Here is a 12,400-nt window from a genome sequence, read left to right as displayed (position 1 = left end):
GTAATGCTCTATTGGTTGACCGCCCTGTCGGACGGAGGGGATTTTTTCAACCTCTTCCGCTATATTACGTTCCGCGCAGGCGGCGCCTTTCTGACCGCGCTGATATTCGGTTTTCTCTTTGGCAAGCCGCTGATCAACGTGCTTCGGAAAAAGCAGGGCAAGGGTCAGCCGATCCGGGATGACGGCCCCGAGGGACACTTCTCAAAGGCCGGAACGCCCACCATGGGCGGATTGCTGATCGTGGGCGCGCTTGTAACATCGACCCTGGTCTGGGCGCGATGGGACAATCCCTATGTCTGGATGGTTCTGTTCGTGACGCTGGCCTACGCTGCGATCGGGTTCGCGGATGACTATGCCAAGGTCTCAAAACAGAACACCAAGGGTGTTTCGGGCAAAATGCGGATGGCGCTGGGGGTCATCATTGCTGTTCTGGCAGCGTTGTGGGCCACGTTGCACCACCCCGAAGGGCTGCAGAACCAACTGGCGCTGCCGATCTTCAAGGATACACTGATCAATCTCGGGATCTTTTATATACCGTTCTCGATTGTTGTGATCGTCGGGGCGGCCAATGCGGTGAACTTGACGGATGGTCTGGACGGTCTGGCCATTATGCCGGCGATGATCGCGGCCTCGACGCTGGGCGTGATTGCCTATGCGGTGGGGCGGGTCGACTTTACCGAATATCTGGACGTGCATTATGTGCCAGGAACCGGAGAGATATTCATCTTTACTTCGGCACTGTTCGGCGCGGGTCTCGGGTTCCTTTGGTACAATGCTCCGCCCGCGGCGGTGTTCATGGGTGACACCGGATCGCTGGCGCTGGGCGGTGCCTTGGGCGCAATCGCAGTTGCGACCAAGCACGAACTGGTGCTGGCCGTCGTCGGTGGGTTGTTTGTGGTCGAAGCGCTGAGTGTTATTATCCAAGTGCTTTACTTCAAGCGCACTGGGCGCCGTGTGTTCCTGATGGCGCCGATCCATCACCACTATGAGAAAAAGGGCTGGGCTGAACCAACGATCGTGATCCGATTCTGGATCATTTCCCTGATCCTGGCGATGATCGGTCTGGCGACGCTGAAAGTCCGGTAACGCTCCCGCCAGGTTCGGCGGACCTGCGGTCCACCTGCCACCTGTTGGGCCGGGCTCGCGCTGTCGCGCGAGCTTTTTGCCGCCCTTGCCATCCGGGAATTCTTCGGTGCAGTGTGGCGGCCAATTCAAAGTCAAAAAAGGGTGGGCAGTATGATCCCGGTCAAAGGGTTTTCAGGGCAGAAGGTTGCGGTTCTGGGGCTTGGCCGGTCGGGGCTGGCCACGGCGCGTGCGCTGCAGGCGGGTGGAGCCGAGCCGGTGTGCTGGGATGACAACCCTGCTGCGCGCGAAAGGGCCGAGGCAGAGGAGTTCACCTGCGCCGATCTGCGCCGTCATGGAGCATTTGATGATACCGCCTCCTTGATCGTCTCGCCGGGTATTCCGCATCTTTATCCCGATCCGAACCCGGTCGTGGTGGCCGCGCTTGAGGCCGGAATCCCGATCGATAACGATATCGGTCTGTTCTTCCGCTCGTTTGCAGGGCCTGAGTGGAACAACTATGATACGCCGCCGCGCGTGATCGCGGTCACCGGCTCGAACGGTAAATCGACCACGGCGGCGCTAATCCATCACATCCTGACCGAGGCCGGGCGTGAGGCTCAACTGGCAGGCAATATCGGCCGCGGAGTGCTGGATATCGATCCGGGCGGCGACGGATCGGTCGTGGTGCTGGAGCTGTCCAGTTATCAAACAGAACTGGCCCGGGCGCTGACACCGGATGTGGCGGTGTTCACCAACCTCTCGCCCGACCACCTGGACCGCCATGGCGGTATGGGTGGCTATTTTGCGGCCAAGCGCCGGTTGTTTGCCGAAGGTGGACCGGATCGGGCCGTGATTGGCATCGACGAGAAAGAAGGCGCGTTTTTGGCCGGCCAATTGGCAGAAGGCCCCGCCGATGATCGGGTGATCCGCGTTTCGGTTGCACGCAAATTGACTGGCCTCGGATGGCAGGTCTTTGCGCGCAAGGGGTTCCTGTCGGAATACCGAAAGGGGCGGCAGGCCGGATCGATTGACCTGCGTGGGATCAAGGGTCTGCCGGGGGCGCATAATCATCAGAACGCCTGCGCCGCTTACGCCGCCTGCCGCGCGCTGGGGTTGGCTCCACGTGTGATCGAAAGCGCGCTGCACAACTATCCGGGCTTGCCGCATCGCAGCCAGATCATAGCTGAGGCGGACGGCGTCACCTACGTGAATGACTCCAAGGCGACAAATGTCGACAGTGCCCTCAAAGCCTTGAGTGCATTCAAGCAAATCCGCTGGATCTGTGGCGGGCTTGAAAAGGAGGGCGGGCTGGCGGCCCTGAACGGCGCAGCGGATCAGGTCATCAAAGCTTATGTCATAGGCCGTGAGGCAGCGAACTTCGCCATGCAGCTTGAGGCAGACGCGCAGGTGTGCACCACAATGTCCGAAGCCGTCGAGCAAGCTATGAACGACGCAAAGCCCGGCGAGACCGTTCTGCTTGCCCCGGCGGCCGCCAGTTTCGACCAGTATGACAATTTCGAACAGCGTGGCGAGGATTTTGTGGCGCAGGTCCGGCAAAGGCTGCCGAAATAGCCGTTTGCAATAGACCGCCGGTTGAACGAAGCTGAGGTGCTATCAGCTTGACGCGCCATGTTAATTGGTTTTGCTTGCCTGCAAATTCAACACGAGGTCATGACTATGCCATACCGTAAACTTTCTCTGATCTTGCCCGCCATTCTGGTTGTGGGTGCATGCACGAATGTCGGTGCGAACTATCAACCGGTCATCGACGGCCCGGTGAGCCCGAACTACAATGCGGATCTGGCACAGTGTCAGGCTCTGGCAAGGTCGCAGCCAACTTTGAACAGCAGAACGGCAGGTGCTGCAGCCATCGGTGCTGTTGGTGCTGCGGGAACCAAAGCCATTATCGACGACAGCGCAAGCGATCTGGGACGTACCGCAGCCGCCGGTGCGCTGATCGGTGCCGGAGCCAGCGCGCTGCAAAACACCCAGAACCAGGAAGTGATCGTGCGCAACTGTATGCGTGGTCGTGGTTACAACGTCGTCGGCTAACTCTGCCCGGCGATTGCAATCCCTGCGGCGTGGCCCGAAGACCACGCCCACTGGAAATTGTAGCCGCCTAACCAGCCGGTGACATCCACCGCTTCGCCAATCGCAAAGAGGCCGGGGACATCCCTGGCCTCCATTGTTTTGGACGACAGGTCATCGGTGTCGATCCCGCCCAATGTAACCTCAGCGGTGCGATAGCCTTCGGTGCCTGACGGTGTCAGCTGCCAGTTCGATAGGGCGGTAATCAGGTCCGTCAGCGCGGTGTCAGACTGATCGGCCAGATTGCCCTGCATTGGGAGGTGTTTGCTCAGGTATTCCACCAGCCTTGCCGGAATATGGCGTGCAAGTTCAGTTGTCAGCGCTTTGCGCCCGCCACTTTGCCGCTGATCTCGCAGCACGTCGAACAAGGGCAGTTCAGGGATCAGGTTGACTCGGATCGTCTCACCTTCCCGCCAGTAAGAAGACAGCTGTAGGACTGATGGCCCGCTGAGGCCGCGATGGGTGAACAACAAGGCTTCGTCAAAGCTGGTCTTGTCATTTGACAGCCGTGCAGGCAGGGAAACTCCGGAAAGGTCTTTGAACTGTCCGTTCGAAAAGGTGAATGGCACCAGCGCGGCCCGCGTTTCAGTCAAGCGCAGCCCGAATTGCTTTGCGATATCATAGGCCAGTCCGGTCGCGCCCATCTTGGGAATGGATTTGCCGCCTGTGGCCAGCACGAGTTTGGCGCAGGTCAGTTTCAGGCGCTGCCCCTCACGTTCAACTTCCAGCGCAAACCCCGCGTCAGTTTTGCGCAGGTCTTTCAGCTCGGTTCGCACCCACAAGTCTGACCCGACGCGCTCCATCTCGTCCAGCAGCATCTGAATGATCTGCTTCGAGGACCCGTCACAGAACAGCTGTCCCAGGGTTTTCTCATGCCACGCGATCCCGTGGCGTCCGACAAGATCAACGAAATCCCACTGCGTGTAACGCGCCAGTGCCGATTTGCAGAAATGCGGGTTCTGCGACAGGAAATTTTCGGGTGCCGCATACATGTTGGTAAAATTGCAGCGCCCACCGCCCGAGATGCGGATTTTCTCTCCTGCGGCTTTGGCGTGGTCGATCACCAGCACCCGCCCTCCGCAATGCGTGGCGCACATCATACCGGCCGCGCCGGCACCTAAGATGATCGTGTCATAGGTCATGCGCAGCGCATGGCGGGAAATGGCGGAGATATCAAGTGGAAGCGAATGTCGGTGTGAAGGATTGAGGAGGTCTTATGTTAGACTTTTACGTAGTAAGAAACCCAGTCGTGCCCGTTGCATAGGAGGACGCCCAGATGATCATACGGATTTTCCAAGTCACAGTTCGGCCCGGTAAAGAGGCCGAATTCTCAAAATTCTTTCACGAGACGGCGATTCCCCTGATGCAAAACACGGATGGTATCGTTCAGGTTCTACCCGGGGCTCCACGCAAGGAAACGCCTCGCGAGTTCAGCTTTGTTATGGTCTGGAGCAGCTTGGATGAGTTAAAAGCCTTTGTCGGCGAGGACTACACGAGCCCACATATTGATCCGGCTGAGGCTGAGCTGGTCGAATCCAGAACGATCAAGCACTACGACCTGGTTGCTTAAGCCTCCGGTAAATCTGAAAATGGCTGCCACATTCGTACTGGCGGCTTTCGGCCACCAAATTCCGTGCCTAACTGTCATTCCGCTAGCCCAATCGCAAAAATCCCTGTAGACTCTCAATCAGATCCCGAAAACGGGACGTTAACGAGGCAGAGAGTGGCGGTATCTCATGACTGAGATGGTGTATGGCGCGGTCCAGGACCAGCGCGGTGAACCGATTCTTCCAAAGTGGTGGCGTACGATTGATCGCTGGACAATGTCCTGTGTTCTGATCCTGTTTGTCATCGGGCTGTTGCTGGGGCTGGCTGCTTCGCCGCCGCTGGCCGGGCGCAATGGGTTTGATCCGTTCCACTATGTCGAACGGCAGGTGTTGTTTGGCGGTCTGGCGTTGATTGCGATGCTACTGACCTCGATGATGTCTCCGACATTGGTGCGGCGTCTGGCGGTGCTGGGCTTTCTGGCCTCATTCATCGCGCTGGCTTTCTTGCCGGTCTTTGGGACGGATTTCGGCAAAGGCGCTGTGCGCTGGTACTCGCTGGGCTTTGCGTCGATGCAACCGTCAGAGTTCCTTAAGCCCGGATTTGTTGTCGTGGCCGCGTGGCTTCTGGCGGCCTCGCAAGAGATCAATGGCCCTCCGGGGCGGTTGTGGTCCTTTGCGCTGTGCATGGCGATTGTCGCGATGCTGGTGCTGCAGCCCGATTTCGGACAGGCCTGTCTGATCCTGTTCGGCTGGGGCGTGATGTACTTCGTGGCCGGGGCGCCGATGCTGCTGCTGGTTGGCATGGCCGGGGTCGTGGTACTGGGCGGCATGTTCGCCTATTCGAATTCGGAACACTTCGCGCGTCGCATTGACGGCTTTCTGAACCAAGAGGTCGACCCGACCACGCAGCTTGGCTACGCCACCAATGCCATCCGCGAGGGCGGATTGTTCGGTGTTGGTGTGGGTGAGGGGCAGGTGAAGTGGTCTCTGCCCGACGCGCATACGGATTTCATTATCGCCGTCGCGGCTGAGGAATACGGGCTGATCCTGGTGCTGATCATCATCGCGCTCTATTCGCTGATCGTGGTACGCTCGCTGCTGAGGCTGATGCGCGAACGGGATATGTTCATCCGCCTTGCCGGGACCGGTCTGGCCTGCATGTTTGGCGTTCAGGCGATGATCAATATGGGTGTGGCTGTGCGCCTGCTGCCCGCCAAAGGTATGACGTTACCATTCGTCAGCTATGGCGGCTCTTCACTGATCGCAGGTGGCATCGCCGTCGGCATGTTGCTGGCCTTCACCCGAAGCCGTCCACAGGGCGAACTTGGCGATATTCTGCGCGGAAGAGGATAATGGGGAAACCTTACCTGTTGATTGCTGCTGGCGGCACCGGGGGCCATATGTTCCCCGCGCAGGCGCTGGCCGAAGCGATGCTGAACAAAGGTTGGCGCGTACGCTTGTCTACGGATGAGCGCGGCGCACGGTATACTGGTGGCTTTCCGCAAACGACTGAGATTGTCGAGGTGGCCTCGGCCACCTTCGCGCGCGGCGGTCTGGCTGCCAAGGCTATGGTCGGACCTAAAATCGCGGCAGGCATGACCAACGTTGCGATCCAGATGATGCGGGATAAACCGGATGTGGTCGTGGGCTTTGGCGGATACCCGTCGATTCCCGCTCTGGGGGCCGCCACGATGCTGAACGTTCCGCGTATGATCCACGAACAGAACGGTGTTCTGGGGCGCGTGAACCAACTGTTCGCCAAGCGCGTGGCCATCGTGGCCTGTGGTGCCTGGCCAACCGACCTGCCCGAGGGCGCCAACGGCATCCATACCGGAAACCCGGTGCGCGCCGCAGTTCTGGATCGTGCCGCGGCCGGATACATCCCACCGGGCGATTATCCGATGTCTGTTCTGGTGATGGGCGGTTCTCAGGGCGCGCGCATCCTAAGCGACGTTGTCCCCGGTGCTATCGCCGCTTTGCCCGAAGACCTGCGCAGCCATATCCGCGTGGCCCATCAGGCGCGCGACGAGGATGGTGAGCGGGTCACTGCGTTCTATGCCGAACACGGGATCCGCGCCGAAGTCCTGCCGTTCTTCGATGATGTTCCCCGGCGCATGTCCGATGCGCAACTGGTCATCTCACGTGCTGGTGCGTCCAGCGTTGCCGATATCTCGGTCATCGGGCGGCCATCTATCCTGATCCCCTTTGCAGCTGCCGCAGGTGACCACCAGACCGCCAACGCACGCGGGTTGGTTCAGGCGGGCGGCGCGATCATGATCCCTGAAAACGCGCTTGACGTTTCCGCGCTGACAGAGCAAATCACCGCAGTTCTGACCAACCCCGAAGCCGCGCAAAAGATGGCCCATGCCGCCCTCTCGACCGGTGCCCCCGACGCGACAGAGCGTCTGGTCGCTCTTGTCGAACAACTGGCGCAGAAGGAGACCACATGAATCCAGCAACCAAACTGCCGCAAGACGTAGGATCGATCCATTTCGTAGGGATCGGTGGGATCGGAATGTCAGGGATTGCAGAGGTACTGTTGAACCTTGGCTATCGTGTACAGGGATCGGACCTGAAAGCGTCCAAGATAACCGACCGTTTGGCAGGTCTGGGGGCTGAGATTTTTGTTGGTCAACGGGCTGAAAACCTGGAAAACGCCGCCGTTGTGGTGGTGTCGACTGCGATCAAACCGGGTAATCCGGAACTGGATGGGGCCCGAGCACGGGGGCTGCCGGTAGTTCGCCGCGCCGACATGCTGGCGGAACTGATGCGCCTCAAGTCGAATATAGCTATCGCGGGCACGCACGGTAAGACCACGACGACGACGATGATGGCCGAACTGATGGTGGCCGGCGATTTTGACCCGACCGTCATCAATGGCGGTATCATCCATGCCTATGGCTCGAATGCGCGGATGGGGCAGGGCGAATGGATGGTGGTCGAGGCAGATGAGTCGGATGGCTCATTTAATCGTCTGCCCGCAACCATCGCCATCGTGACCAATATCGACCCAGAGCATATGGAGCATTGGGGCGATTTCGACCAATTGCGTGATGGGTTTCACGAGTTTGTCTCGAACCTGCCGTTCTATGGTCTCGCTGTCTGCTGCACCGATCATGCAGAGGTGCAGACATTGGTGGGCAGGATCACCGACCGGCGCGTACGCACATATGGTTTTAACGCGCAGGCCGATGTGCGGGCGCTGAACCTGACTTACAAGGGTGGCGTCGCTCATTTCGATATTCACCTGCAGTACGAAGACACAGTGATCGAAGGTTGCACTCTGCCGATGCCCGGCGACCACAATGTCTCGAACGCGTTGTCTGCGGCGGCTGTTGCCCGTCATTTGGGTATGAAGGCATCCGAAATCCGCGATGCCCTTGCGAACTTCGGCGGCGTCAATCGCCGCTTTACCAAAGTCGGTGAGGTCGATGGTGTCACGATCATCGACGACTATGGGCACCACCCGGTCGAAATCGCGGCTGTTCTGAAAGCTGCCCGTCAGGCAACCGATGGCCGCGTCATTGCCGTGCATCAACCCCACCGCTTTTCGCGCCTGTCGAACCTGTTCGATGATTTCTGCACCTGCTTCAATGACGCCGACGTTGTCGCCATAGCGGACGTTTTCGCCGCCGGAGAAGACCCGATCGAAGGGGCCAGCCGCGATGATCTGGTACAGGGGTTGATCCGTCACGGCCATCGCCACGCACGGGCGTTGCTGGACGAAAACGATCTGGAACGCCTTGTTCGCGAACAGGCCCGCCCCGGTGATATGGTCGTCTGCCTGGGGGCCGGTACGATCAGCAGCTGGGCCAACGGATTGCCTGAGCGTTTGCAGCGCAAACAAGCCGTGTAGCACCATGGACTCCGCTGCGACGCAACTTTAGAGTGTCGCGTCGCAACCGCAGATAAGAATGTCCTTGGAGGGGCAATTGGTGTATTCGGTCGTATTCGCTGCCTTGTGGGTTGTGGCCTCGACAATCGTGGCCATGCTGCCAATGCGTCTGCAATTCCCGCCGGGCGTTGTCCTTTTCGTCTCCGCCCCTGCGCTGATTGTTTGGCTGGGGCACGATTTTGGCTGGTTCTTTTCGGTGCTGGCCTTTGCGGCCTTTGCGTCCATGTTCCGCAATCCCATCCGCTATTACTGGCGTCGATGGACGGGGCAGGAGGTTGAGGAATGAGCTGGTCGATCGCCTTGGCCGCCCTGTGGGGAATTGTCGCAAACGTGCTGGCAATGATCCCGAGCAAAGACAACCACTGGACCCGCGCTTATATTCTGATTGGCGTCGGCATCCCGATCCTGGGCTATGTGACATTGCAGAACGGTCCGTGGATCGGATTGCTTGTTCTGGCAATGGGCATGTCCGTGCTGCGTTGGCCAGTGATTTACCTGACCCGTTGGACAAAGGCGAAATTGCAGGGCATGAAGACGACGAACAAGTAACCGACCATTTTCAGGAGGCTCCTATGGTCGACATTGCCACATTCGCTTATCTGCCGCTTATTGCGTTCGTTCTGGGCGGCATCGCCGGCCTGGTCGCCGCGCGCTGGATCGGGACCAAAGCCTTGCTGTGGCTGATTGGTCTGACCTCAGTCGCTGGCCTGGTGCTGATCGTGATGCTGGCAGGCGTTGAAACGGGCGAGGAGCAACAGGCCTTCGGTCCCTTCGTTTGGTTGACCGGCGCCGTATTGCCCTTCCTCTTTGCCGTCATCATGGGCGGTGTTGGCGGGCGCAGTCTGGCCAACCGGGGAAACGCATGAACGGTTTGCCTGTTGTTCGGGGTCGCCTGTCTGAGGCCCGAACCCTTTCCGACCTGACCTGGCTCCGCGTCGGCGGTCCAGCGGACTTCCTGTTTCAACCGGCCGACATTGCAGACTTGCAAGCCTTTCTACGAGATCTTCCGGCAAACGTTCCGGTGTTCCCGATGGGCGTCGGATCGAACCTGATCGTCCGCGATGGAGGCCTGCGCGCAGTCGTGATCCGGCTGGGGCGCGGGTTCAACGGCATCACGGTGGAAGGTAACACCGTTACCGCCGGCGCCGCGGCGCTGGACGCGCATGTGGCGCGCAAAGCGGCGGATGCGGGCGTTGATCTGACCTTCCTACGCACGATCCCCGGCTCAGTCGGCGGTGCGGTGCGGATGAACGCAGGCTGTTACGGCAGCTATACTGCGGATGTGCTGCGCAAGGCCACAATCATTACCCGTCAAGGTGACCTTGTGGACCTGACACCGCAAGATCTGAACTTCCGCTATCGCCAGTCCGATCTTCCCGAGGGTGCTGTTTTGGTCTCGGCCACATTCGAAGGCTCCTCTGGCGATCCCGAAGAGTTGCACGCCCGGATGTCGGCCCAGTTGCAAAAACGCGACGAAACTCAGCCGACCAAGGACCGCAGTGCCGGTTCGACGTTCCGCAACCCGGCCGGATTTTCTTCGACCGGACGGGCGGACGATGTGCACGACCTGAAGGCCTGGAAGGTGATCGATAGCGCCGGGATGCGCGGCGCGACGCGGGGTGGTGCGCAGATGAGCGAGAAGCACTCGAATTTCCTGATCAACACCGGCACTGCCACCGCCGCTGACCTCGAAGGTCTGGGTGAAGAGGTGCGAAAAAAGGTTTACGAAACAAGCGGCATCACGCTAGAGTGGGAAATCATGCGGATCGGTGATCCGCTGACAGAATAAGGCCCTTACCGTCAGACCAATAACAGGCAATTTAAGGCGACGGATCAAAGGCATAAACGCAGTACGGACCACGACATAAGGTCCGGGGACATTGAGGCGCACGAAGTGGGACTGTCGAGCAGGACAAACCCCAAAGTGGCGGTATTGATGGGTGGACCCTCGAAAGAACGCGAGGTGTCTCTCAGCTCTGGGCGCGAATGCGCAGCCGCCCTGAAGGGAGAAGGCTTTGAAGTGGTCGAACTGGACGCAGGTCCTGACCTCTATGCGCGCCTTCTGAAGATTAAGCCAGACGTTGTTTTCAATGCCCTACATGGCCGCTGGGGCGAAGATGGTTGTGTGCAGGGTCTGCTGGAATGGATGCGCATTCCGTACACGCATTCCGGTGTTCTAGCCTCGGCTCTGGCCATGGACAAGCAGCGCAGCAAAGAGGTTTACGAGGCCGAAGGCCTGCCTGTTGTACCCAGTGTGATCGTTCCTAAAGTTGAGGTCATCAAGGTTCACGTGATGGAGCCTCCTTACGTGGCCAAGCCTAACAACGAAGGTTCCAGCGTCGGCATCTACATCGTGCACGAAGGGTCCAATGGCCCGCCGCAGCTATCGGATGAAATGCCCGATCTGGTGATGGTCGAGAAATACATTGCTGGTCGCGAACTGACTGTGACCGTGATGGACGACCGCGCCCTGACAGTGACCGAAATCATGACCGACGGTGGCTGGTACGATTACGATGCCAAGTACAAGCCCGGCGGGTCGTGGCACGTTCTGCCCGCTGACGTTCCGGCCGACATTTTCGACCGCTGTATGGATTATGCGTTGCGTGCCCATAATGCGCTGGGCTGCAAAGGTGTCAGCCGAACGGATTTTCGCTGGGATGACAACATGGGCGCGGACGGGCTGTTCCTGTTGGAAACAAATACACAGCCCGGCATGACGCCAACCTCGCTGGTGCCGGAACAGGCCGCACATCTGGGTATGACATTCGGACAGCTTTGCGCGTGGATGGTAGGGGATGCTTCATGCGACCGCTGACAGCCACCCGGGCACCTGTGATCCACCGGTCCAAACAACTGGCCGGTCCGGACGCTGATTTTGAATCCGGGGCGCGCACGGGGGCAGAACCCAAGTTGCGATTGCGTGGCTTGATTGGTCGCAATACCGATCGGCTCGACCCGGCGCCGTCACGCCTCAGTTATCGGCTGCAACGCTGGATGCTGACACCGGGAATTCGTCGCGGCCTGAAGTTCGGGTTGCCGGTTCTTGCAATATGTGCGGCGGCCGGCATCTATTTCGGTTCGCAAGAGCGTCGCGACGCACTGGTGGCCTATGTCGTCGACATCAAAACCTCAATCCAGCAGCGCCCCGAATTCATGGTCAATCTGATGGCTATTGATGGGGCTGGGACCAATCTGTCCGAAGATATTCGCGAGGTTGTGCCTCTGGATTTCCCGGTCAGTTCCTGGGACCTGGATGTTGAACAGATCCGCGACACGATCACCGGGCTGAACCCGGTCAAATCGGCCACAGTACGCGTTCGTCCGGGCGGTATTCTGCAGGTGGATGTGGTCGAGCGTCAGCCCGTCATTGTCTGGCGGACCCGTCGCGGTATCGAATTGCTGGATGAAACCGGTGCACATGTCGAGCAGATCGCTTCTCGTAAGGATCACGCCAACCTACCGCTGATCGCGGGAAAAGGTGCTGATGCGCATGTGGGCGAAGCGCTGGATCTTCTCACAACCGCGCGCAGCCTTGGTACTCGGGTGCGCGGGTTGGTGCGGATTGGCGAACGCCGCTGGGATCTGGTTCTGGATCGCGGCCAACGCATCATGCTGCCAACCGAAAGGCCAGTTCGCGCGTTGGAGCGGGTTCTGGCGGTAAACGAAGTGCAGGACCTACTGGAGCGGGATGTTGCAGTGGTCGATATGCGCCTAGGGCAGCGTCCGACAATCAGAATGACCAAAGCCGCCAGCGAAGACTGGTGGAATACAAAAGTGACAGTGGGTAGCGAGCAGTAACGAC

14 protein-coding genes are annotated in these 12,400 nt (G+C 59.3%); 13 read left to right on the top strand and 1 reads right to left on the bottom strand.

Annotated features, from left to right (window positions below):
• Positions 1 to 3: 3 nt before the first annotated feature.
• From mraY to MHN28_RS05945, 3 genes are all read left to right on the top strand, one after another.
• Positions 4 to 1,086, top strand: coding sequence for a phospho-N-acetylmuramoyl-pentapeptide-transferase (gene mraY / locus MHN28_RS05955; protein ID WP_239337103.1), 1,083 nt, complete (start codon positions 4 to 6; stop codon positions 1,084 to 1,086).
• A 150-nt stretch (positions 1,087 to 1,236) separates the two neighbouring features.
• On the top strand, positions 1,237 to 2,637 hold the full coding sequence (gene murD / locus MHN28_RS05950) for a UDP-N-acetylmuramoyl-L-alanine--D-glutamate ligase (protein WP_239337102.1): 1,401 nt from the start codon (positions 1,237 to 1,239) through the stop codon (positions 2,635 to 2,637).
• Between the two features lie 105 nt (positions 2,638 to 2,742).
• A complete protein-coding gene (locus MHN28_RS05945; protein ID WP_239337101.1) occupies positions 2,743 to 3,117 on the top strand; it encodes a glycine zipper family protein in 375 nt (124 codons plus the stop codon).
• Here the strand turns inward: MHN28_RS05945 and MHN28_RS05940 are convergent.
• Entirely contained in the window at positions 3,114 to 4,295 is a 1,182-nt protein-coding gene (locus MHN28_RS05940; protein ID WP_239337100.1) for an NAD(P)/FAD-dependent oxidoreductase, read from the bottom strand. The two genes, MHN28_RS05945 and MHN28_RS05940, sit on opposite strands and share 4 nt — an antisense overlap.
• Positions 4,296 to 4,429: 134 nt before the next feature.
• Between MHN28_RS05940 and MHN28_RS05935 the strand changes: the two genes are divergently transcribed.
• The 10 genes from MHN28_RS05935 to MHN28_RS05890 all read left to right on the top strand — a co-directional run bounded on the left by MHN28_RS05935 (position 4,430) and on the right by MHN28_RS05890 (position 12,396).
• Complete coding sequence (locus MHN28_RS05935; RefSeq protein ID WP_239337099.1) at positions 4,430 to 4,723, top strand: antibiotic biosynthesis monooxygenase; 294 nt, start codon at positions 4,430 to 4,432, stop codon at positions 4,721 to 4,723.
• A gap of 166 nt (positions 4,724 to 4,889) precedes the next feature.
• Complete coding sequence (gene ftsW / locus MHN28_RS05930; RefSeq protein WP_239337097.1) at positions 4,890 to 6,053, top strand: putative lipid II flippase FtsW; 1,164 nt, start codon at positions 4,890 to 4,892, stop codon at positions 6,051 to 6,053.
• Positions 6,053 to 7,150 (top strand): glycosyltransferase, encoded by a 1,098-nt coding sequence (locus MHN28_RS05925; protein ID WP_239337094.1) that lies wholly within the window; start codon positions 6,053 to 6,055, stop codon positions 7,148 to 7,150. Before ftsW ends, MHN28_RS05925 begins: the two co-directional genes overlap by 1 nt.
• Entirely contained in the window at positions 7,147 to 8,556 is a 1,410-nt protein-coding gene (murC, locus tag MHN28_RS05920) for a UDP-N-acetylmuramate--L-alanine ligase (protein WP_239337092.1), read from the top strand. Before MHN28_RS05925 ends, murC begins: the two co-directional genes overlap by 4 nt.
• 58 nt (positions 8,557 to 8,614) lie before the next feature.
• The gene (locus tag MHN28_RS05915; protein ID WP_239337089.1) at positions 8,615 to 8,881 is read left to right on the top strand and encodes a DUF2484 family protein; all 267 of its coding nucleotides are present in this window, start codon (positions 8,615 to 8,617) and stop codon (positions 8,879 to 8,881) included.
• Positions 8,878 to 9,144: a DUF2484 family protein gene (locus MHN28_RS05910; protein WP_239337086.1), complete on the top strand. Its 267-nt coding sequence runs from the start codon at positions 8,878 to 8,880 to the stop codon at positions 9,142 to 9,144. The genes MHN28_RS05915 and MHN28_RS05910 overlap by 4 nt, the downstream gene beginning before the upstream one ends.
• Positions 9,145 to 9,167: 23 nt before the next feature.
• Entirely contained in the window at positions 9,168 to 9,461 is a 294-nt protein-coding gene (locus MHN28_RS05905; RefSeq protein ID WP_239337083.1) for a hypothetical protein, read from the top strand.
• Positions 9,458 to 10,384 (top strand): UDP-N-acetylmuramate dehydrogenase, encoded by a 927-nt coding sequence (gene murB, locus MHN28_RS05900; protein WP_239337080.1) that lies wholly within the window; start codon positions 9,458 to 9,460, stop codon positions 10,382 to 10,384. The genes MHN28_RS05905 and murB overlap by 4 nt, the downstream gene beginning before the upstream one ends.
• A 147-nt stretch (positions 10,385 to 10,531) precedes the next feature.
• Positions 10,532 to 11,413: a D-alanine--D-alanine ligase gene (locus MHN28_RS05895; RefSeq protein ID WP_239337077.1), complete on the top strand. Its 882-nt coding sequence runs from the start codon at positions 10,532 to 10,534 to the stop codon at positions 11,411 to 11,413.
• On the top strand, positions 11,401 to 12,396 hold the full coding sequence (locus tag MHN28_RS05890) for a cell division protein FtsQ/DivIB (RefSeq protein ID WP_239337074.1): 996 nt from the start codon (positions 11,401 to 11,403) through the stop codon (positions 12,394 to 12,396). Before MHN28_RS05895 ends, MHN28_RS05890 begins: the two co-directional genes overlap by 13 nt.
• The last annotated feature ends 4 nt before the right edge of the window (positions 12,397 to 12,400 follow it).

The organism is Ruegeria sp. Ofav3-42 (assembly GCF_022347725.1).
Taxonomy (GTDB): Bacteria; Pseudomonadota; Alphaproteobacteria; order Rhodobacterales; family Rhodobacteraceae; genus Ruegeria.
The sequence above is the reverse complement of the archived record's forward strand: the minus strand, read 5'-3'. Positions and strand labels throughout refer to the sequence as shown.